This is a genomic window from Mycobacterium paraffinicum (assembly GCF_001907675.1).
Taxonomy (GTDB): Bacteria; Actinomycetota; Actinomycetes; order Mycobacteriales; family Mycobacteriaceae; genus Mycobacterium; species Mycobacterium paraffinicum_A.
Map to the genome: position 1 here is coordinate 60,440 of NZ_MPNT01000018.1, position 20,740 is coordinate 81,179.

Here is a 20,740-nt window from a genome sequence, read left to right on the forward strand (position 1 = left end):
TCCTTCGTCCAGTGAGCCTGCTCGGCACGCATCGACCGCGACTGCAGGCGCTCACAAGATGAAACGCGGCGGGCGGGGTCTTGGTTCCCGTTTCAGCTAATGCCGAATCAGTCGCGCGTCCGGCGCACTTCCCGCACGGTCGACACCACGTAGTCGATGCCGGTGACGATCGTGAGCACGATGGCCACCCCCATCACCACCGCCGCCGCCACCCGCAGCGGCCCCGACAACGGCAGGACGAACAGGCCGATCGCCAGCACCTGCACCACGGTCTTGACCTTGCCGCCCCAGCTGGCCGGGATGACCCCGCGGCGGATCACGGCCAGCCGCAGCACGGTCACCCCGAGCTCGCGGGCCAGGATCACCACGGTGACCCACCAGGGCAGGTCACCGAGCATCGACAGGCCGATCAGCGCCGACCCGACGAGCGTCTTGTCGGCGATCGGATCGACGAACGCCCCGAATTCGGTTGCCATGCCGTAGTTGCGGGCCAGCAGGCCGTCCAACCGATCCGTGATGCAGGCGAGCGCGAAAATCACGAAAGCCACGATCCGGAAGACGACGTCGTGACCGTCCTTGGCGAACAGCGCGAGCAGGAAGATTGGAACCAACACCAGCCGCAGCAACGTCAGGGTGTTAGCGAGATTTGCGATGTGGACGCGGCCTGGCGGTCCCATTAGCGGACCCGTTTGCGGCTGCCCCGACACTGCAACAGAATAACTGTTGACCAGCGCACCCCTGCCCGATGCCGATACTGTTAGCCGTGACCGATAGTTCGCAGGACTGCTTGGTGCGACGCGCGCGAACCTCCGACGTCCCCGCCATCAAGCAGCTCGTCGACACCTACGCCGGCAAGATCCTGCTCGAGAAGAACCTGGTGACGCTGTACGAGGCGGTCCAGGAGTTCTGGGTGGCCGAGCGCGAGGGCGCCGTGGTCGGTTGCGGCGCGCTGCACGTGATGTGGTCCGACCTGGGCGAGATCCGCACCGTCGCGGTCGACCCGGCGATGACCGGCCACGGCATCGGCCACGCGATCGTCGACCGGTTGCTGGAGGTCGCGCGCGAGCTGCAGCTCAAACGGCTGTTCGTGCTCACGTTCGAGACCGAGTTCTTCGGCAAGCACGGGTTCACCGAGATCGAGGGGACGCCGGTTACCGCCGAGGTGTTCGAGGAGATGTGCCGCTCCTACGACATCGGTGTCGCCGAGTTCCTGGATCTGAGCTATGTCAAGCCCAACATCCTGGGCAACTCCCGCATGCTGCTGGTGCTGTAGTGGCGGACTTGCCCGCCGAACGTGCGGCTGGCCGCACAGTCGACGTCCAACGTGCGGCTGGCCGCACAGTCGGCGCTAGAAATCGGGCTCGGGATCGCCGCCGTCGGCGTCGCTGCCGCCCCGGATCAACGCCAGCGTTCCGGCCAGCTCGTCGGGCTTGACCAGCACCTCGCGCGCCTTGGATCCCTCGCTCGGCCCGACGATGCCGCGCGTCTCCATCAGGTCCATCAGCCGGCCGGCCTTGGCGAAGCCAACCCGCAGCTTGCGCTGCAGCATCGAGGTGGAGCCGAACTGGCTGGACACCACAAGCTCGACCGCCTGCAAGAACACGTCCATGTCGTCGCCGATGTCCGGGTCGACGTCGGTGCGCTCGCCGGTCGGCTTGGCGGTGGTGACGCCGTCGGTGTATTCGGGCTCGGCCTGCTCTTTGCAGGCCCCGACAACGGCCTGGATCTCCTCGTCGGTGATGTAGGCGCCCTGCAGGCGCAGCGGCTTGCTCGCGCCCATCGGCAGGAACAGGCCGTCGCCCATGCCGATCAGCTTCTCGGCGCCGGCCTGGTCCAGGATCACCCGGCTGTCGGTGAGCGACGAGGTGGCGAACGCGAGCCGCGACGGCACGTTGGTTTTGATCAGGCCGGTGACGACGTCCACCGACGGGCGCTGGGTGGCCAGCACCAGGTGGATGCCCGCCGCCCGGGCCTTCTGGGTGATCCGCACGATTGCGTCCTCGACGTCGCGGGGAGCGGTCATCATCAGGTCGGCCAGCTCGTCGACGATCGCGACGATGTACGGGTAGGGCCGGTATTCGCGCTGGCTGCCCAGCGGCGCGGTGATGGCCCCCGACCGGACCTTCTCGTTGAAGTCGTCGATGTGGCGCACCCGGGAGGCCTGCATGTCCTGGTAGCGCTGCTCCATCTCCTCGACCAGCCAGGCCAGCGCGGCGGCGGCCTTCTTGGGCTGCGTGATGATCGGGGTGATCAGGTGCGGAATGCCCTCGTACGGCGTCAGCTCCACCATCTTCGGGTCGATCAGGATCATCCTGACCTCCTCGGGGGTGGCCCGGGTCAGCAGCGACACCAGCATGGAGTTGACGAAGCTGGACTTACCCGAACCGGTGGAGCCGGCGACCAGCAGGTGCGGCATCTTGGCCAGATTGGCCGAGATGAAGTCGCCCTCGATGTCCTTGCCCAGCCCGATCACCAGCGGGTGGTGGTCGCGGCGGGTCGACGGCGCGGTGAGCACGTCGGCCAGCCGCACCATTTCCCGGTCGGTGTTGGGCACCTCGATGCCGACGGCGGACTTGCCGGGGATCGGCGCCAGCATGCGCACGCTCTCGGTGGCCACCGCGTAGGCGATGTTCTTCTGCAGCGCGGTGATCTTCTCCACCTTGACGCCCGGGCCCAGCTCGACCTCGTAGCGGGTGACGGTCGGCCCGCGGGTGCAGCCGGTGACGGCGGCGTCGACCTTGAACTGGGTCAGGACCTCGCTGATGGCGTCGGACATGACGGTGTTGGCGGCGCTGCGCTTCTTCGGCGGGTCGCCGGCGATGAGCAGGTTCATCGAGGGCAGCGTGTAGGGGCCTTCGACGACCCGGTCCAGCACCTCGGTCTTCTTCTTGTCGCGCCGGCGGCCCTTGCCGATGGCCGGCTCCGGCGTGGTGGGGATGTCGTCCTCGTTGTCCCGCAGGGCCGGGGCCGGGTCGGCCGTCGGCCAGGCCTGCGGCTCCTCTTCGGGAAGCGAGCTCTCGTCGTAGAAGTCTTCGGCCACAGCGGAATCCGCGTAGTCGTCATAGTCGTCGTACTCGTCGTACTCGTCGTCGCCGACCAGCCGGGCGCCGAACATGGCGCGGACCGCGTCGGGCACCTCGCGGATCGTGGTTCCGGTCAGCAACAGCAGGCCGAACATGAAACCGATGAACAACAGGGGCGCGGCGATCCAGGCCGTCAACCCGTCCGACAGCGGGCCGCCGATCGCGAAGCCGATGAATCCCGCCGCGTGGCGGCGCGCCTCGGGGTCCTCGGGCGAGCCGGACCACAGGTGCCGCAGGCCGAGCACCGACAGCGCGATCAGGGTGCCGCCCAGGATCAGCCGGGGGCGTGCGTCGGGATTGGGCTGGGTTCGCATCAGCGTCACGGCCACCGCGGCGGTGACGACCGGGAGCGCCAGCACGCCGGCGCCGACAAAGGTGCGCAACAGCGTGTCGACCCACGCGCCGACCGGCCGCGCGGCGTTGAACCACGAACTCGCGGCGACCACGACGGAAAGCCCGAGCAGCATCAGCGCGATCCCGTCGCGGCGGTGCCCCGGGTCGATATCGCGGGCCCGCCCGATCGACCGGGCCGCGCCGCCGGTGCTGCGCGCGGCCATCAGCCAGGTGGCACGCAGGGCGCGGCCGCCGGTCAGCCCGGCGGCCACCAGCAGCGACTGGTTGCGCCGTTTCGCGGGCCTGCTCGGCCGCTTGCGGGGTGCCGCCGGCCGCGCGCGACCCGAGCCACTCCGCGACGTGGCCTTTGACCTGCTCGTTCGAGCTTTGGAGCGGGCGGCGGTCTTGTTAGCCATGTCGGCAAGGGTAGTCGCATCGACATCATCTACACCACCCGCCACACTGGTAACGGTTTGGTCATGTGAGCCAGCTGACGGGAGGGACGCGACGCCGCGTGAGTAGGGTGACAACCGGTGCCGGAAGTCATGCACGTCACCCACCCCGTTAGCCCCCAGGAGGCCCCAGCATGCCCGTCGTCGTCGTTGCCACCTTGACCGTCAAACCGGAATCGGTCGACGCAGTCCGCGACATCCTCACGCAGGCAGTGGAGGAAGTGCACAACGAACCGGGTTGCCAGTTGTACTCTCTTCACCAATCGGGCGAGACCTTCGTGTTCGTCGAGCAGTGGGCCGACGAAGAGGCGCTCAAGGCCCACAGCACCGCACCGGCCATCGGCAAGATGTTCGGCGCGGCCGGCGAGCACCTGGCCGGGGCGCCCGACATCAAGATGCTGCAGCCGGTGCCCGCGGGCGACCCCGACAAGGGTCAGCTGCGGCCCTGATGACCGGGCCACTCGAGGGCAAAGTCGCCTTCATCACCGGAGCGGCGCGCGGCCAGGGTCGCGCGCACGCGGTGCGGCTGGCCGCCGACGGCGCGGACATCATCGCGGTCGACCTGTGCGACCAGATCGCCAGCGTCCCCTACCCGCTGGCCACCGAGGAAGACCTGGCGCAAACCGTCAAGCTGGTCGAGGACACGGGCTCGCGCATCGTGGCCGCTCGCGGCGACGTCCGCGACCGGGCGTCGCTGTCGGCCGCCCTGCAGGCCGGCCTCGACGAGTTCGGCCGGCTCGACATCGTGGTCGCCAACGCCGGCATCGCACCGATGCAATCGGGTGACGACGGCTGGCGCGACGTCATCGACGTCAACCTCACCGGCGTGTACAACACCATCAAGGCCGCCATTCCGACCATGGTCAAGCAGGGCACCGGGGGCTCGATTGTGCTGATCAGTTCCAGCGCCGGGCTGGCCGGCGTCGGCAGCCCGGACGCCGGTTCGGTCGGGTACGCCGCCGCCAAGCACGGCGTGGTGGGATTGATGCGGGTATACGCCAATCTGCTTGCCACCCAATATATTCGGGTCAACTCGATACACCCCTCGGGTGTCGAGACCCCGATGATCAACAACGAGTTCACCCGGGAATGGCTGGCCAAGATGGCCGCCGCGACCGACACCCCCGGCGCCATGGGCAACGCCATGCCGGTGGAGGTGCTGGACGTCGAGGACGTCGCCAACGCGGTGGCGTGGCTGGTGAGCGACCAGGCCCGCTACATCACCGGCGTGACGTTGCCGGTCGATGCCGGCTTCTTGAACAAGTAGTCGAATGGCACGAAACTCCGCCGCACAGACCGCCTTTGGGCCGATGGTGCTGGCCGCCATCGAACAGAACGAGCCACCGGGCCGCCGCTTGGTGGACGACGACCTGGCGGAACTCTTCCTGCCGGCGCCGCTGCGATTGCTTGTCGCGGCGACACGCGCCGGGCCGGTGCGGCGCCTGATGATGCGCGGATCCGAGTGGTCGGGCCGGGGGCTGTGGGCGAATCTGGCCTGCCGCAAGCGTTTTATCGGCGACAAGCTGGCCGAGGCGCTCGACGGCATCGACGCGGTCGTCATCCTCGGCGCCGGACTGGACACCCGCGCCTACCTGCTGACGCGGCAGATCCGCATCCCCGTCTTCGAGGTCGACCTGCCGGTCAACGTCGCCAGGAAGCTCAAGACGGTCCGGCGGGTGCTGGGCGGGCCGCCGATGTCGGTCCGTCAGGTGGCGTTGGACCTCGAGCGCGACGACCTGCTCACCGCCCTCGCCGAGCACGGCTACCGCACCGACTACCGGGCATTCTTCATCTGCGAGGGCGTCACCCAATACCTGAGCGAAGCGACCGTCCGGCGGACGCTGGAGGGGCTGCGCGCGGCCGCGCCCGGCAGCCGTCTGGTATTCACCTACGTCCGGCGGGATTTCATCGACGGCACGAATCGATACGGCACCCGCACGCTCTATCGCAGCGTCCGCAAGTTGTGGCGCTTCGGCTTACAGCCCGACGCGGTCGCCGCGTTCATCGCGGAATACGGGTGGCGACTGCTGGAGCAGGCCGGCCCCGACGAACTCGTCCAGCGATACGTGCAGCCCACCGGTCGCAAACTCAAGGCCTCGCAACTGGAATGGTCGGTCTACGCCGAGAAGATCTAGCGAACGCTGCCGCGACACATAAACGTCTGCGACGACGCGCCGCCTGGGTCGCAGCGGTCTATATCTGGTGACGCCGACTTCAGACCTCGATGACCGTCGGCACGATCATCGGTTGCCGCCGGTAGGTCTCGCCCACCCACTTGCCGACGGTGCGGCGCACGGCCTGGGCGATGCGGCCCGGGTCGGTGATGTTGTCGGCGGCGAGCAGTTCCAGCTCCGCCTCGACCCGGCGCCCGGCGGGTTCCAGCGCCTTGGGATCCTCCGAGAACCCGCGGGAATACAGGTGCGGCACGGCCACCGGACGCCCGGTACCGCGCTGGACGACCACGGTCACCGCGACGAATCCCGATGACAGGATGAGCCGTTCGCCCAGCGTGATGTCGCCGACGTCGCCGCTGATCAACCCGTCGACGAACATCTTGCCGACCGGCACCGCCCCGGCGATCGACGCCGTGCCGGCCACCAGGTCGACGCTGACGCCGTTCTCGGCCAACAGGATCGACTCCTCCGGCACCCCGGTACTGGCCGCCAGCTTGGCGTTGGCGCGCAGCATCCGCCAGGTGCCGTGCACCGGCATGACGTTTCGCGGCCGCACGCCGTTGTAGAGGAACAACAGCTCACCGGCGTACGCGTGGCCCGAAACATGCACGCGGGCTTGAGCATTGGTGACGACGCGGGCACCGATCTTGGCGAGCGAGTCGATCACGCCGTAGACCGCCTCCTCGTTGCCGGGGATCAACGACGAGGCCAGCACGATCAGGTCGCCCGCCGTCAGCGTGATGCTGCGATGCTCGCCGCGCGACATCCGCGACAGCGCCGACATGGGCTCGCCCTGGGTGCCGGTGGTGATCAGCACGACCCGCTCGGGCGGCATCATCTCGGCCGCGCCGATGTCGATCACGTCGGAATCGGCCACCCGCAGGAACCCGAGCTCGCGGGCGATGCCCATGTTGCGCACCATCGAGCGCCCCACGAAGGACACGCGCCGGCCCAAAGCGACCGCGGCGTCGATGATCTGCTGCACCCGGTCCACGTTGGAGGCAAAGCACGCCACGATGACACGGCCCTCGGCACCCCGGATCAGGCGATGCAGCGTCGGCCCCACCTCGCTTTCCGACGGCCCCACGCCCGGGATCTCGGAATTGGTCGAGTCACAGAGGAACAGGTCCACCCCGGCGTCACCGAGCCGGGACATCCCGGGCAGATCGGTGGGCCGGCCGTCGAGAGGAAGCTGGTCGAGCTTGATGTCACCGGTGTGCAAGACCGTTCCCGCGCCGGTGTGCACGGCGATCGCCAGCGCATCCGGGATGGAGTGGTTGACGGCGAAGTATTCGCACTCGAAGACGCCGTGCGTGCTGCGCTGCCCCTCGGTCACCTCGACGAACACCGGCTTGAGCCGGTGCTCACGGCATTTCGCCGCCACCAGCGCCAGGGTGAACTTCGACCCGACGACCGGGATATCGGGACGCAGCTTGAGCAGGAACGGGATGCCGCCGATGTGATCCTCGTGCGCGTGGGTCAGCACCAGCGCCTCGATGTCGTCGAGCCGGTCCTCGATATGGCGCAGGTCCGGCAGGATCAGGTCCACACCGGGCTCGTCGTGGGTGGGGAACATCACCCCGCAGTCGATGATCAACAGCCGGCCGAGGTGCTCGAAAACCGTCATGTTGCGGCCGATTTCGCTGATGCCGCCCAGCGCGGTGACCCGCAACCCACCAGTGGTCAACGGACCAGGAGGGGCGAGGTCTACATCCACTTATCGGCCACCCTCTGCGATCACCGCAGCACCGACGCCGCGCGCATATCGGCGGCCAGCGCGTCGAGCTGAGCGGGCGTGGCCGGCATCTGCGGCAACCGGGGATCGCCAACCTCGATGCCCTGCAGGCGCAGACCCGCCTTGGACAGCGTCACGCCGCCCAGCCGGCTCATGGCGTCGCACAACGGGGCGACGGTGCCGTTGATCTTGCGGGCCGTCGCGATGTCGCCGGACGCGAAGGCGGACAACATCTCCCGGAGCTGACCCGCAGCCAGATGCGAGATCACACTGATGAATCCGGTGGCGCCCATGGCCAGCCACGGCAGGTTGAGCGCGTCGTCGCCGGAGTAGTAGGCCAGTCCCGTCTCGGCCATGATCTGGCCGCCGCCGTGCAGGTCCGCCTTGGCGTCCTTGACGCCGACGATGTTGGGATGCAACGCCAACGCGCGGAGCGTGTCCGGTTCGATCGGCACTACCGACCGCGGCGGAATGTCGTAGAGCAGCACCGGCAACTCGGTCGCGTCGGCGACGGCGGTGAAGTGCGCGATCAGCCCGCTCTGCGGCGGCCTCGAGTAGTAGGGCGTGACCACCAGCAGCCCGTGGGCGCCCTCGGCCGCGCAGGCCTGGGCCAGCCGGACGCTGTGAGCGGTGTCATATGTGCCCGCGCCGGCGATGACCCGGGCGCGATCGCCCACGGCCTCCAGCACGACGCGCAACAGCTCCCGCTTCTCGTCGTCGGTGGTGGTCGGCGACTCACCGGTGGTTCCGGAGACGACCAGGCCGTCGCATCCGGCGTCGACCAGATGGTTCGCCAGTTGCGCGGCGGCGGCGGTGTCCAGGGAACCGTCGGAGGCGAACGGTGTCACCATCGCGGTCAGCACGGTTCCCAACCGGGCCGGGGCGTCGAATCCGACGGTGCTCACGGTCTTCAGGTTACCTGGCGGCGGCAAGCTCTTTAGCAACGGCGCGGACGTGCGTTGACGGTCGGAAATCTCAGGCTTCGGTCGCCAGCGGGCTGGTGGCCACCTCGGTCCCGTCGGCCAGGGTCGAGATCTCGAAGTCGGCGAACACCGCGGGCGCGGCGTCGGCGAGCTGGCGCAGGCACTCGATCGCCAGCCGCCGGATTTCCACGTCGGCGTGCTCGCTGGCGCGCATGGCGATGAAGTGACGCCACGCCCGGTAGTTACCGGTCACGACGATGCGGGTTTCGGTCGCGTTCGGCAGCACGGCCCGAGCGGCCTGCCGCGCCTGCTTGCGCCGCAAAACGGCGTTGGGCTGGTCGGCGAACTTGGCCTCCAGCTTGGCCAGCAGCTCGGCGTAGGTGGCCCGGCTGGCGTCGGCGGCCTCGGTCAGGATGCGCCGCAGTTCGGGGTCGTCCTCCATTCCAGGGGGCACCACGACGTGCGAGTCCCCCTCCGGCACGTAGCGCTGCGACAGCTGCGAGAAGGAGAAATGCCGGTGCCGGATCAGCTCGTGCGTGAGGGACCGGGAGACGCCGGTGATGTAGAACGACACGTTCGCGTGCTCGAGCACGGAGAAATGCCCCACGTCGATGATGTGCTTGATGTAGCCGGCGTTGGTCGCGGTCTTGGGATTGGGCTTCGACCAGCTCTGATAGCAGGCGCGGCCGGCGAATTCGACCAGCGCCGGCCCGCCGTCGGTGTCGGTGGTCCACGGCACGTCCGGCGGTGCCAGGAACTCGGTCTTGGCGATCAGTTGCACGCGTAGCGGCGCGGTCTCGGCCACGGCGCTCACCTTAACGTGGTGACCGAATCGGGAGTTCACCCGATATCAGCAGCGGCAGCAGCGCGTCGCGCAACGCGGACAGCCGCGCGCTTTCGGCGCGGCGCGCATGGCACAGCGCGCCCAGGCCGGTGACGGTCTGCTTCTTCGCGGCGGGCAGCCGCCGGACGTCGGGGACCCGCGCCTCCAGCAGATCGCGCGGTTGGATCCGCTGATGACTCCCCGACGTTCCGGCGACCCGACGCTGCAGCCATTCGGAAACCTCCGGTTGCCGCACGGCCGACCACAGGGCGGACGCGTCCACGCCCGTCGGCACCAGGACGACGAACTCGCTGCTGGCCAGGGCCATTCGCGACGGCAGCCTGGGCACGTTCCAGATTCGCGGGATCCTCGGGTTGAGCTTCGCGAACAACACGCATGGCCCGGACAACAGGAACTTGCCGCTCCTGAGAGACTCGGCACTCACCAGGCCCGGGTCCGCCCCGTCGTCGAAGGCCGGAAGGCTGAAGTGCGCGACCACCTCGTCGAATTCGGCCACCTCGAGGAACGCCGTCGACCGGCTCGCCAGGCTGGACACCGGCACGCGCTGGCGGACCGACCCGCCGATGGCCACGATCAGGTTCTCGGCGGCCTCGATCACCCGGTGGTTGGCGGAGATCTTGTCGTCGAGGGCGCCGAGCAGCTCGGCGATCGCCCTGCGCTGGGGCGCCGCCACGCTGTGCACCGCGACGTCGCGCAGTATTCGTTGGCTCAGCAGCGACTGTCCCGACCCGGAGCGGTGATCGCCCAGCCGGCAGGTGTGCAACGCGTAGTACCAGTACCGCGTCTCGCGTGGGTCCTTCGCCCGGCATACCAGTGCGTTCTCGGTGACCCACGCGTCGGAGTCGCAGTACCGCAGACTGCCGCACTGCGACCCGACGCGCCCGAGGACGATCAGCGGCCCGGCCGCGTTGTGCTCGGCGGCATAACCGATGGCCCCATTGGCGCCGTAGACGCGAATGCGTCCCCCCGGCGCTCCTCGCGGCGCCCTGCTGCCGCTACCGAAGTCCAGGTGGTCCCCCAGCGTGGTGTTCATCGCAGGCGTTCCAGCTGTTGGCGCACAACGCCTTCCAGGCGCGCAGACTCGTTGAGCGCCGTCAGCAGATCAGCGGTCAGCCGCTCGATCCGCTGCTCGACCGGCTCAGCGTCGTCCTCGGCGACGGGCGCACCGACGTAGCGACCCGGCGTGAGCGAGTAGCCGGCCGCCGCGATGTCGTTGAGCGACGCGGAGGCGCAGAATCCCGGAATATCTTGATAAATAATGGCTTTCGCGGCGGATTCCGACCCACGCCACGCGCGGTAGGTATCGCCGATGCGGACGATCTCTTGGTCCGTCAGCGCCCTTTCGGAGCGCTCCACCAGATGGCCGAACCCGCGCGCGTCGATGAACAACACCTGGCCGGACCGCTCGCCCTTGTCGGTGTCGAAGAACCACAGGCACACCGGAATCGAGGTGCTGCGGAACAGCTGCGCGGGCAGGGCAACCATGCACGACACCAGGTCGGCATCGACGATTCGGGCACGAATAGCGCCCTCCCCCAACGTGTTCGACGACATCGAGCCGTTGGCCATGACCACGCCGGCCTTTCCGCCGGGTGCCAGTTTGGACAGGATGTGCTGGATCCAGGCGTAGTTGGCGTTGCCGGCGGGCGGGACGCCGAACCGCCAGCGTGGGTCGTGCTCGTCGCGGACCCAATCCCTGATGTTGAAGGGCGGATTGGCCATCACGTAGTCCATCTGCACGCCGGCGTGCAGGTCGTCGACGAACGTGTCGGCGCACCGCGCGCCCAGGCCGGTGCTGTCGATGCCGTGCACGGCGAGGTTCATCTTCGCCATTCGCCAGGTCTGCTCGACGCTTTCCTGTCCGCAGATCGTGACCCGTTCGGGGTCACCGTCATGCTCGGCGATGAATCGCTCGGTCTGCACGAACATGCCGCCGGATCCGCAGCATGGGTCATACACCCGCCCGCTCGACGGTTCCAGCACCTCGACGAGAACCCGGACCACGCTGGGCGGGGTGAAGAATTCGCCGCCCCGCCGCCCCTCGGCGCGCGCGAAATTGCCCAGGAAGTACTCGTACACTTCGCCCAGCAGGTCCCGCCCGCGGCCCGGCTCGCCGAACCGCGCGCCGTCGAGCAAGCGCAACAGCTCGCCGAGCCGGCGCCGGTCGAGGTTCTCGTAGAGCCGCGGCAGCGCCGCGACCTCCATCGCGTCATCGACGAGCCGGCCGATGTTCGGCGATTCCGCGTTGTCCGCCAACGACTTCCACTGCGTGGCGGCGGCGTGCTTGAGGTAGACCAGCCCGAGGATGACGTCCTTGTACTGGCTGGCCGACAGGGAGCCGCGCAGCTTGTTGGCCGCGCTCCAGAGCGTGTCTTTGAGCTGTCTGTCCGTCGCCCGCATCAGCTGACCGCCCGCAGGTCGGCGGCCAGGTCCCCCCGGGTCGCGACGCTGAATCCGCTCAGGCCCAGCCACGACGCCATGGACCGCAGTTCACCGGCCAGCGCCTCGACGACGCGGGGCCGCGGGGCGCCGGGTTCACCGAAGGCGCCCATGACGCGCAGCGTGTCGGCGGCCCGGTCGGCCTTGAGGTCCACCCGCGCGACCAGTCGCCCATCCATCAGGAGCGGCCACACGTAGTAGCCGTATTGGCGCTTGGCGGCCGGCGTGTAGATCTCGATGCGGTAATGAAACCCGAAGAGCCGCTCGACGCGGGGCCGGAAGAAGATCAGCGGGTCGAACGGACACAACAGCGCCGTGCCGCGGTCGGCGCGCGGCACCGTCCGACCGGCGCGCAGGTAGGCCGGCGCGGGCCAGCCGTCGACCTCGACCCGCTCGATCTCCCCCGCGGTCAGCAGGGCGGCGACGGCGGGCTTGACCTGCTGCGCCGACAGCCGGAAGTAGTCGCGGATGTCGGCCTCGGTGCCCACGCCGAGCGCGGTGGCGGCCCGCAGCGTGAGTTCCCGGAGGGCCTCCTCATCGTCGACCTCCCGCGCCAGCACGCCCGCCGGCAGCACGCGTTCGACCAGGTCATAGTGGCGGGCGAAGCCCACCCGCGTGGCCGTGGTAAGCACACCGGCGGCGAACAGCGCCTCGGCGACCCACTTGGCGTCGCTGCGGTTCCACCAGGTGCCCTTCTTGCGCCGCGGCGCGGCATATTTCGAGGCGAGGTGCGCCTCGATCTGCCCGGCGGTGCTGGGACCGAGTTCGGCGACCGCGGCGACGATGTCCTCGGCGAGGTGGGGGTTGGCCTTGACGATGTGGGTGCCCCAGCGACCGTGGCGGTACTGGCGCATTCGCCAGCGCAACAGCGGCCAGTCGTCGACGGCCACCAGCGCGGCCTCGTGCGCCCAGTATTCGGCCAGCAGCCGCGCCGAGCGCGGGCCCCACGCCGCGCGATCCAGCACGTCGCGGTCGTAGGGCCCGAGCCGGCTGAACACCGGCGCATAGTGGGCGCGCACCGCGACCGACACCGAATCAAGTTGCAGCACTTGGATTCTAGATATCAAGCGCCTCAAGTTGGCGCGAGTGATCGGACCGGCGGGCCGCGGCTCGGTAAAACCTTGGGCCGCAACGGCGATTCGACGGGCTTGCGCGGCCGACAGCCTGCGGGTCGAGATCGACACGGCGCCGAGAATACCGGCCGGGTGCGACAACGCCCCGCGTTGACGCGACGCCGCTCGTTCGAGGCGGGCTAACCCGTGCTGACTTTTCCGTCCAGCGGCACGACGACACTGGGTTCCGGGGCGCTCTTCTGCTCCTGGTAGGCCGACTCGAGGGCGGCCGGAACCGCTTCGAGGTCGCGGAATACGCCCATCAGCTGCTCGAGGACGTTGATCCGTTGCCGGATCGCCTCGTCCGCCGCGCGCTGGGCCTGCTCGCGATAGTGGTCGGCCTCCCGCTGGGCGTCTCGCCAGGCCTTGTCGATCGCGGCTTCCGTTTCGGCGCGCATCTCGGCCAATTCGGCCTCGAGCTGCTTCTTGGCTTCTTCGTAATCGGTTTCCATGGCTTTTCGTTGATCGGCCATCTCCGCCAACTCCTCTTCGTGCTTTCGCTGCGCGGCCTGGACCTCAGCCTCGGTCGCTGCGATCATCGCGTCCGCTTCGCTGCGCGCCTCGGCCTGCATCTCGGCAACCTCGTCGACCGCGCGGCGCAGCATCTGGGCCATCCGGCGCTGCACCGCGTGGGGCGACGGTGAGGTGTCGGTGAGGAGGGCGACCTCCTTACGCAGCGCTGCCGTTTCGTCGCCGGCCGCCTTCAGCCGGCTTCTCAGGTTCTCGACGTCGTCGAGCAACAACTGCTGCTTGGTGGTCAACATCTCGATGTGCGCGTCGACCGCGGACGGGTCGTAACCCCTGAAGATGCGGGTGAACGCTTTCGTGGGTTCGGTTATCACTGCCAATTCCCCCTTCTGGCAACGCGTGGTGACCTGGTCAGACCGACCCCCGCGTCCGAGTATGTCACGGTCGCGGACACCAGGCTCATGCCCGACGGTAGCTGTGCAGCCGGTACCGCAGCCCCGTGCGGCTGACCTGCCACTCCCCCGTCTGACCCAGCCAGGTGTCGTCGAGCATCGGCGCCAGCGCGTCGTCGTCGTCGCGCCGCAGGTCGACTTCGACCTCGGTGACCTCGCACCGGTTGGCGTCTGGCAACGCGAGCAGATAGACCTGCTCGCCGCCGATCACCCAGGCCTGCGGCTCGCCCTCGCATCCGGCGAGAGCCGCCTCGAGCGACCCGACTACCTGCGCCCCCTCGGCCACGAAGTCGCTCCGTCGCGAGAGTACGACATTGTTGCGGCCCGGCAGCGGCCGGACCTTGGTCGGCAACGACTCCCATGTGCGCCGGCCCATCACCACGGTATGCCCGATGGTCAGCTCTTTGAACCGGATCAAGTCCTCGGGCACCCGCCAGGGGATGTCACCGCCGCGACCGATGATGCCGGATGTCGACTGAGCCCAGATCAGCCCCAGCTCCGTCATACCGCGACGGGGGCTTTGATTGCCGGATGTGGGTCGTAGTTCTTCACGACCACGTCCTCGTAGGTGTAGTCGAAGATCGAATCACGCTGCGCCAGTACCAATTCCGGGTAGGGGCGCGGCTCGCGGCCGAGCTGGGTTCGCACCTGCTCGACGTGGTTGTCGTAGATGTGGCAGTCGCCGCCCGTCCAGACGAACTCACCGACCGACAGGCCGGCCTGGGCGGCCATCATGTGGGTGAGCAGCGCGTAGCTGGCGATGTTGAACGGCACCCCGAGAAACAGGTCGGCGCTGCGCTGATACAACTGGCAACTCAGCCGACCGTCGGCCACGTAGAACTGGAAGAAGGCGTGACACGGCGGCAGCGCCATCTGCGGGATCTGCCCGACGTTCCAGGCCGATACGATGATCCGCCGCGAGTTCGGGTCGGTGCGCAGCAACTGAAGCGCCGCGCTGATCTGGTCGACGTGCTCGCCGGACGGCGTGGGCCACGATCGCCACTGCACGCCGTATATCGGACCGAGATCGCCTGTGTCGCTTGCCCACTCGTCCCAGATGGTGACGCCATGCTCGTGCAGCCATGCGACGTTGGAATCGCCGCGCAAGAACCACAGCAACTCGTAGACGACCGACTTGAGATGCACCTTCTTGGTGGTCAGCAGCGGGAAGCCGGCCGACAGGTCGTAGCGCAACTGCTGGCCGAACAGGCTGCGGGTCCCGGTGCCGGTGCGGTCCGATTTGGCCGTGCCCTGCTCGAGCACCAGGCGCAAGAGGTCTTCGTAGGGCGTCGGGATCGGCACGCGGAAAGCTTAGCGGCGATCGCAAGCGCGGCGAAGCCGGGCGCGGCGGGTCGACGCCAAAAAATCCCGCGGCGATCGCAAGCGCGGCGAAGCCGGGCGCGGCGGGTCGACGCCAAAAAATCCCGCGGCGATCGCAAGCGCGGCGAAGCCGGGCGCGGCGGGTCGACGCCAAAAAATCCCGTCCAGACGCCGGGAGTAAAACGAATGCCATGCCGAAAACCACTGACAGCGTCACCACCGCCGACGGCACTTGTCCCGTCGGCCTGTTCACCCCCGACGGTCCGGGCCCCTGGCCGGGGGTCGTCATGTACTGCGATGCCGGCGGGGTGCGTGACACCTTCGACCAGATGGCCGCCAAACTGGCCGGCTTCGGTTACGCGGTGCTGCTCCCCGACGTGTATTACCGCAGCGGCGACTGGGCCCCGTTCGACATGGCCACCGTGTTCGGCGACGAGCGAGAGCGCAGGCGGCTGTTCGGCATGATCGGCAGCCTCACCCCGGACAAGATCGCCGCCGACGCCACCGCGTTCTTCGACTACCTGGTGGCCCGGCCCGAGGTGTCCGGGGAGCGCTTCGGCGTGTGCGGCTACTGCATGGGCGGGCGGGCCTCCCTGATCGTCGCCGGCCGGGTCCCGGAGCGCGTTGCCGCCGCGGCGTCGTTCCACGGCGGCGGCCTGGTGACCGACGCCGCGGACAGCCCCCACCTGCTGGCCGACCGGATGAGCGCGACGGTGTATGTGGGCGGCGCCAAGGACGACGCCTCCTTCACGCGTGAGGACGCCGAACAGCTGGACAAGGCGCTCACCGCGGCCGGCGTGGAGCACACCATCGAGTGGTATCCGGCCGCACACGGATTCGCGGTGCCGGACAACGCACCCTACGACCCGGCCGCGGCCGAGCGCCACTGGCAGGCCATGACCGAGGTCTTCGCTTCGGCGCTACCGCGTTAACCCATCTAGCAGCAACGACGCGGCGACCAGCGCCCCGTCGGTGCGGATCGTGGCGGCCGCGGCGCTCGCCCGCGCACGGGTCTCCGGAGTCAGGACGGCCTTCAGGGCGGCGGTCAGCGACCCGACGGTCGGTGCCGGGCCGCCGTGCGCGATGCCGATGCCCAGCTCCGCCACCCGGCCGGCCCAGTACGGCTGGTCGGCCCCCTGCGGCACCAACACCTGCGGCGCGCCGGCCAGCGCGGCGGTGGTCGTGGTGCCCGCGCCGCCATGGTGCACGACGGCCGCAACCCGGGGGAACAGCGCCCGGTGGTTGAGCTCACCGACGGTCAGGCAGTCGTCCCGGTCGTCTATCGGGCTCAGGCCTGACCAGCCCCGGTAGAGGATCGCCCGCTGGCCGAGGGCACGGACGGCGTCGACGACCGCGCGGGACAGGTCGTTGGCGGCGCGCATGGGCATGCTGCCGAAGCCGACGTACACCGGTGGCGGCCCGGCGTCGAGGAACGCCGCCACGGCCGCCGGCAGGGGGCGTTCATCGGAGAGCAGCCACGCCCCCGTCTGGACCACGTCCAGACCGCCGCCCTCCGGCCACGGGCTCAGGGACGGATCCGCCGCCAGCCACGGCCGCTCGGTCAGGGCATAGTCGCGGATGTCATCCACCGGCGGCAGGCCAAACGACGCGCGGTGATCGTTGAGCGTCGCGCCGAACAGCGTGTGCATGTGCTGCGCGTCCATCTGCCACAGCACCCGGTTGTCGATCAGGCCCGGGGGCACCTGGCCGGCGTAGGTCGGGGGCAGGTGATGCGGCGACGGCAGGATCGTCGGTTGGTAGCTCACGTAGACGTAGGGGATGTCCAGGCGTTCGGCCACCGACCGCGCTCCGGCCGCCACCGGGGGGAAGCCGGTCGCCAGCAGCAGGTCGCAACCGTCGGCCGCGTCGGCCACCGTGTCGAATTGCGCGGCGACCAGCCCGTCCAAGTGCCGGCGCAGGTCGGCCTCCGACGGCCTGAGCCCGGTCGCCCACGCCCGCCACGAATCGCCGAATGGCTTCAGCGGCAGGTCGATTCCGGCGAGCAGGTCCGCGAATTCCTGGTCCGGCGGCGCGCAGACCCGGACTTCCGCGCCGAGGGCCCGTAACTGGACTCCGAGTGCCGCCAACGGTTCGACCGCCCCGCGCGAATCGTGAGTGGACAGCAACACCCGCATTCCGATGCTTATCACCTCCGCACGGCGCGGCCGGCCACGTCGTCGGCCACCGCGGACCGACACTGTCTCACGAAACGGCCGTCCGCCGGGCGCCCCGATCTTCCCGCGAGGAGCCCGTACCGCCGCGAATGCGGCAGCGAAGTAACCAATTTCGCCGTTCCCCGGGGGCTCGCGGGGAAAAAATCAATCCGAGCCCAACTAGTTCGGCGGCAGGTCCACCAACTCCGCCAGTCGGGCGCGGTGACGGTAGGCGGTGCCGAAGATCAACTGATCGCTCTTGGCCCGCTTGAGGTACAGGTGCGCGGGATACTCCCACGTCATGCCGATGCCGCCGTGCAGCTGGACGCATTCCTCGGCCGCGTGCACGGCGACGCCGCTGCAATACGCCTGGGCCAGCGCCGCCGCGACGGCCGCGTCTTCGTCGGCGTGGGCGCAGGTGTCGGCGGCGTAACGCGCGGCCGCCGTCGCCGCGCCGACCTCGAACCACAGATCGGCCAGCCGGTGCTTGATCGCCTGGTAGGAACCGATCGCGCGGCCAAACTGCTTGCGCTGCTTGGCATAATCCAGCGTGGTCTGCAAGCACCACTGGGCGACCCCGAGTTGCTCGGACGCCAGTAGCGCCGCCCCCGTCCGCAGCGCTTCGGCGACCGGCCCGTCCGCGGGCCCGACGCGTGACGAGTTCACCGCCGAAAGGCTCACGTCGGCAAGGGGTCTCGTCATGTCCAACGCCAGCAGGGGCGACACCTCCACCCCCGCCGCGGTGCGCGAGACGGTGTGCAGCTCGGCCCCGTGCGGGCCGGCGACCGGCACCACCAGCACGTCGGCCTCGGCGGCTCCGGCCACGCTGGTGACGGATCCGCTCAGCCCGTCGGCGCCGCTGGTGACCAGCCCGATCGAATCGCCTGGCGCGGTGGACAGCGGCACCGCCAACGCGGCGGTCAGCTCGCCCCGCGCCAGCGCGGACACGGACTCGGTGTCGCCGGCGCGCAACAGGGCGACGGTGGCCAGCACCGCGCTGGACAAGAACGGTACCGGCGCGACGGCACGGCCGATCTCCTCCATGACGACCGCGGCCTCCCGGGCAGACGCGCCGGCCCCGCCGAGGGATTCGGGCACCAGCAGTCCGGCCACCCCGAGCTCGGCGGCCAGTGTGCGCCAAAGGGGCGAAAAGTCTTGCGGCTCAGGGCCATAGGCCCGTGTCACCGATTCGGGTGGGCACCGGTCGGCGAACAGGCTACGGACGCTGTCCCGCAACGCCTCCTCGGTATCGGAGTAGAGCAGGTCAGTCACCGGTCCAGGTCCTTCCACGGTCTGTCCTTATCCACGCGATGCTCGCCCGGCAGGCCGAGGATCCGCTCGGAGATGGTGTTGCGCAACACCTCCGACGTGCCGCCCTCGATGGAGTTGCCGCGAGCCCGCAGGTAGCGATATCCCGGCCCGCGACCGACCAGGTCAACCGTTTCCGGTCGGCGCATGGTCCAGTCGTCGTAGCGCAGCCCGGCTTCACCGTGCAGTTCGATTTCGAACCCCGAGATCGCCTGGGCCAGGCGGGCGAAGGCCACCTTCATGCCCGCCCCCTCCGGTCCGGGTTGACCCACGCTCGCCTGCTGGCGCAGTCGTGCACCTGCGAGCCGCAGAACCTCCGCGTCGACCCACAACCGCATCAACTCGTCGTGCATGGCGGGCTCGCGCACCGCCGGCTCGGTTCGCCACGCGTTGGTGACCTTGCCGATGTGGCCGCCCTCCCGCGGCGTTCCGGCGCGGGTGCCGATGGCGACTCGCTCGTTGTTGAGGGTGGTGGTCGCGACGCGCCAGCCGCCGCCCTCCGGACCCAGCCGATTGGCGTCGGGCACCCGGACGTCGGTGAGGAACACCTCGTTGAATTCCGCCTCGCCGGTGATCTGCCGCAGCGGGCGGATCTCGACACCGGGTTGCGTCATGTCGCACAGGAAGTACGTCAGGCCGGCGTGTTTGGGCACCGCCGGGTCGGTGCGCGCGACCAGGATGGCCATGGTCGCGTGCTGTGCCTGCGACGTCCACACCTTCTGCCCGTTGACAATCCAATCGTCCCCGTCGCGGACCGCCCGTGTGGACACGCCCGCCAGGTCCGAACCGGCGCCGGGCTCGCTGAACAACTGGCAGTAGATCTGTTCGCCCGTGAACAACGGGCGCAGGAACTTTCGCTTCTGCTCGTCGGTCCCGAACGCCGCGATCGTCGGCGCCGCCATGCCCATGCCGATGTAGTTCTTGGCGGTGCCGCCCACCGGCGCACCCGCGGCGGCGAGCTCGGCGTCGACGAGTTCCTGGGCCTTGCGCGGCAGGCCCAGCCCGCCGAAGCCCTGCGGCAGGTGCACCCATGCCAGGCCCGCGTCGTACTGTGCGCCGAGGAATTCCGGTGGGTCGGTGGTGACCGGATCGTGCTCGTCGAGCAGCGCATGCACCCGCGCCTTCAGGTCCACCGCCACATCTTCGGTGGTCATGGCTAACCCTGCGACCGGGTCTGAAAGCCTTGTGCGGCACCCAGGACCTGGCCACCGTCGATCACCATCGTTTCACCGGTGATCCAGCTCGCGGCATCCGACACCAGGAAGGCCACGGCGCCGGCGACGTCGGCGGGCTCGCCGATGCGTCCGAGCGCGACCGAGGACGCCAGCAAATCCTCGTCGTCCTTCCACAACGCCTCGGCGAGCCGGGTGCGCACCACCCCCGGGGCGATGGCGTTGACGCGGATGCGGGGCGAAAGTTCCAGCGCCAGTTGCTTGGTGACGTGGATCAGCGCGGCCTTGGTGGCGTTGTACATGCCCATGGCAGGCGATTGGTGCAGTCCGCCGATGGAAGCGGTGTTGACGATCGCGCCGCCGTGCTCGCCCATCCAGGCTCTGACGACCTGCGAGGTCCACAGCAGCGGCGCCCAGAGGTTGACGTCGAAGATCTTGGTGAAGCGGGCGTGATCCTGGTCGATCAGCGGACCGTATGCGGGGTTGGTGCCCGCGTTGTTGATCAGGATGTCCACGCTGCCGAAGCGCTCGCACGTGAAGTCCACGCAGCGCCGCGCGGCGTCTTCGTCGACGGCGTGCGCGCCGACACCGAGGGCGTTGCCGTCCACCTGCGCGGCAGCCTGGTCGGCGGCCTCCTGCTTGCGGGCGGTGAGCACCACGTTGGCTCCAGCGGCGGCGAGCTGCTGGGCGATCGCGAGCCCGATTCCGCGCGAGGCGCCGGTGATGATCGCGGTTCGGCCGGTCAGGTCCTGTGAGGTCATCGTGGTGCGCC

The 20,740-nt window shown here is 69.2% G+C and carries 20 protein-coding genes; 5 read left to right on the top strand and 15 right to left on the bottom strand.

Annotation, left to right across the window (positions count from 1 at the left end; genetic code table 11):
- Nucleotides 1-107: 107 nt before the first annotated feature.
- Nucleotides 108-677: a CDP-diacylglycerol--glycerol-3-phosphate 3-phosphatidyltransferase gene (gene pgsA, locus BRW65_RS19285; RefSeq protein ID WP_139273179.1), complete on the bottom strand. Its 570-nt coding sequence runs from the start codon at nucleotides 675-677 to the stop codon at nucleotides 108-110.
- Between the two features lie 68 nt (nucleotides 678-745).
- Here pgsA and BRW65_RS19290 point away from each other — a divergent pair, with 68 nt between their 5' ends.
- On the top strand, nucleotides 746-1,273 hold the full coding sequence (locus tag BRW65_RS19290; RefSeq protein ID WP_073877392.1) for an amino-acid N-acetyltransferase: 528 nt from the start codon (nucleotides 746-748) through the stop codon (nucleotides 1,271-1,273).
- A gap of 75 nt (nucleotides 1,274-1,348) precedes the next feature.
- Here the strand turns inward: BRW65_RS19290 and BRW65_RS19295 are convergent, their stop codons facing one another.
- Nucleotides 1,349-3,832, bottom strand: a complete 2,484-nt coding sequence (locus BRW65_RS19295) for an FtsK/SpoIIIE family DNA translocase (RefSeq protein ID WP_084187880.1) — start codon at nucleotides 3,830-3,832, stop codon at nucleotides 1,349-1,351.
- Nucleotides 3,833-4,002: 170 nt separating this feature from the next.
- On the opposite strand from BRW65_RS19295, the gene BRW65_RS19300 reads away from it, so the two are divergent.
- From BRW65_RS19300 to BRW65_RS19310, 3 genes are read left to right on the top strand one after another with little or no spacing between them, the layout of a single operon-like run.
- Nucleotides 4,003-4,317 carry a putative quinol monooxygenase gene (locus BRW65_RS19300; RefSeq protein WP_073877394.1) on the top strand — a complete coding sequence of 105 codons (315 nt, stop codon included), beginning with the start codon at nucleotides 4,003-4,005 and terminating at the stop codon, nucleotides 4,315-4,317.
- Nucleotides 4,314-5,135, top strand: coding sequence for a mycofactocin-coupled SDR family oxidoreductase (locus BRW65_RS19305; protein ID WP_139273183.1), 822 nt, complete (start codon nucleotides 4,314-4,316; stop codon nucleotides 5,133-5,135). The genes BRW65_RS19300 and BRW65_RS19305 overlap by 4 nt, the downstream gene beginning before the upstream one ends.
- 4 nt (nucleotides 5,136-5,139) lie before the next feature.
- The gene (locus BRW65_RS19310) at nucleotides 5,140-6,003 is read left to right on the top strand and encodes an SAM-dependent methyltransferase (protein ID WP_073877398.1); all 864 of its coding nucleotides are present in this window, start codon (nucleotides 5,140-5,142) and stop codon (nucleotides 6,001-6,003) included.
- 79 nt (nucleotides 6,004-6,082) lie between these two features.
- Here the strand turns inward: BRW65_RS19310 and BRW65_RS19315 are convergent, their stop codons facing one another.
- The 9 genes from BRW65_RS19315 to BRW65_RS19355 all read right to left on the bottom strand — a co-directional run bounded on the left by BRW65_RS19315 (nucleotide 6,083) and on the right by BRW65_RS19355 (nucleotide 15,317).
- Complete coding sequence (locus BRW65_RS19315; RefSeq protein WP_073877400.1) at nucleotides 6,083-7,759, bottom strand: ribonuclease J; 1,677 nt, start codon at nucleotides 7,757-7,759, stop codon at nucleotides 6,083-6,085.
- A gap of 20 nt (nucleotides 7,760-7,779) precedes the next feature.
- Nucleotides 7,780-8,682, bottom strand: coding sequence for a 4-hydroxy-tetrahydrodipicolinate synthase (dapA, locus tag BRW65_RS19320; protein ID WP_073877402.1), 903 nt, complete (start codon nucleotides 8,680-8,682; stop codon nucleotides 7,780-7,782).
- Nucleotides 8,683-8,752: 70 nt separating this feature from the next.
- Nucleotides 8,753-9,505 (bottom strand): FAD-dependent thymidylate synthase, encoded by a 753-nt coding sequence (thyX, locus tag BRW65_RS19325; protein ID WP_073877486.1) that lies wholly within the window; start codon nucleotides 9,503-9,505, stop codon nucleotides 8,753-8,755.
- A gap of 10 nt (nucleotides 9,506-9,515) precedes the next feature.
- Nucleotides 9,516-10,577 carry a restriction endonuclease subunit S gene (locus tag BRW65_RS19330; protein WP_073877403.1) on the bottom strand — a complete coding sequence of 354 codons (1,062 nt, stop codon included), beginning with the start codon at nucleotides 10,575-10,577 and terminating at the stop codon, nucleotides 9,516-9,518.
- Complete coding sequence (locus BRW65_RS19335; RefSeq protein WP_073877406.1) at nucleotides 10,574-11,944, bottom strand: N-6 DNA methylase; 1,371 nt, start codon at nucleotides 11,942-11,944, stop codon at nucleotides 10,574-10,576. Before BRW65_RS19335 ends, BRW65_RS19330 begins: the two co-directional genes overlap by 4 nt.
- On the bottom strand, nucleotides 11,944-13,197 hold the full coding sequence (locus tag BRW65_RS19340; protein ID WP_432206440.1) for a winged helix-turn-helix domain-containing protein: 1,254 nt from the start codon (nucleotides 13,195-13,197) through the stop codon (nucleotides 11,944-11,946). The genes BRW65_RS19335 and BRW65_RS19340 overlap by 1 nt, the downstream gene beginning before the upstream one ends.
- 38 nt (nucleotides 13,198-13,235) lie before the next feature.
- A complete protein-coding gene (locus tag BRW65_RS19345; RefSeq protein ID WP_073877408.1) occupies nucleotides 13,236-13,937 on the bottom strand; it encodes a DivIVA domain-containing protein in 702 nt (233 codons plus the stop codon).
- Between the two features lie 85 nt (nucleotides 13,938-14,022).
- A complete protein-coding gene (locus BRW65_RS19350) occupies nucleotides 14,023-14,520 on the bottom strand; it encodes a dihydrofolate reductase (protein WP_073877410.1) in 498 nt (165 codons plus the stop codon).
- Nucleotides 14,517-15,317 carry a thymidylate synthase gene (locus BRW65_RS19355; protein WP_073877412.1) on the bottom strand — a complete coding sequence of 267 codons (801 nt, stop codon included), beginning with the start codon at nucleotides 15,315-15,317 and terminating at the stop codon, nucleotides 14,517-14,519. The genes BRW65_RS19350 and BRW65_RS19355 overlap by 4 nt, the downstream gene beginning before the upstream one ends.
- Nucleotides 15,318-15,526: 209 nt before the next feature.
- On the opposite strand from BRW65_RS19355, the gene BRW65_RS19360 reads away from it, so the two are divergent.
- On the top strand, nucleotides 15,527-16,267 hold the full coding sequence (locus tag BRW65_RS19360; protein ID WP_073877414.1) for a dienelactone hydrolase family protein: 741 nt from the start codon (nucleotides 15,527-15,529) through the stop codon (nucleotides 16,265-16,267).
- Here the strand turns inward: BRW65_RS19360 and BRW65_RS19365 are convergent.
- The 4 genes from BRW65_RS19365 to BRW65_RS19380 all read right to left on the bottom strand — a co-directional run bounded on the left by BRW65_RS19365 (nucleotide 16,256) and on the right by BRW65_RS19380 (nucleotide 20,729).
- Entirely contained in the window at nucleotides 16,256-17,470 is a 1,215-nt protein-coding gene (locus tag BRW65_RS19365) for a glycosyltransferase (protein WP_073877416.1), read from the bottom strand. The genes BRW65_RS19360 and BRW65_RS19365 overlap by 12 nt on opposite strands.
- A 198-nt stretch (nucleotides 17,471-17,668) precedes the next feature.
- Nucleotides 17,669-18,760, bottom strand: a complete 1,092-nt coding sequence (locus BRW65_RS19370; protein WP_073877418.1) for an acyl-CoA dehydrogenase family protein — start codon at nucleotides 18,758-18,760, stop codon at nucleotides 17,669-17,671.
- Nucleotides 18,757-19,950, bottom strand: a complete 1,194-nt coding sequence (locus tag BRW65_RS19375) for an acyl-CoA dehydrogenase family protein (RefSeq protein ID WP_073877420.1) — start codon at nucleotides 19,948-19,950, stop codon at nucleotides 18,757-18,759. The genes BRW65_RS19370 and BRW65_RS19375 overlap by 4 nt, the downstream gene beginning before the upstream one ends.
- A 2-nt stretch (nucleotides 19,951-19,952) precedes the next feature.
- The gene (locus BRW65_RS19380) at nucleotides 19,953-20,729 is read right to left on the bottom strand and encodes an SDR family oxidoreductase (RefSeq protein WP_073877422.1); all 777 of its coding nucleotides are present in this window, start codon (nucleotides 20,727-20,729) and stop codon (nucleotides 19,953-19,955) included.
- Nucleotides 20,730-20,740: the final 11 nt, after the last annotated feature.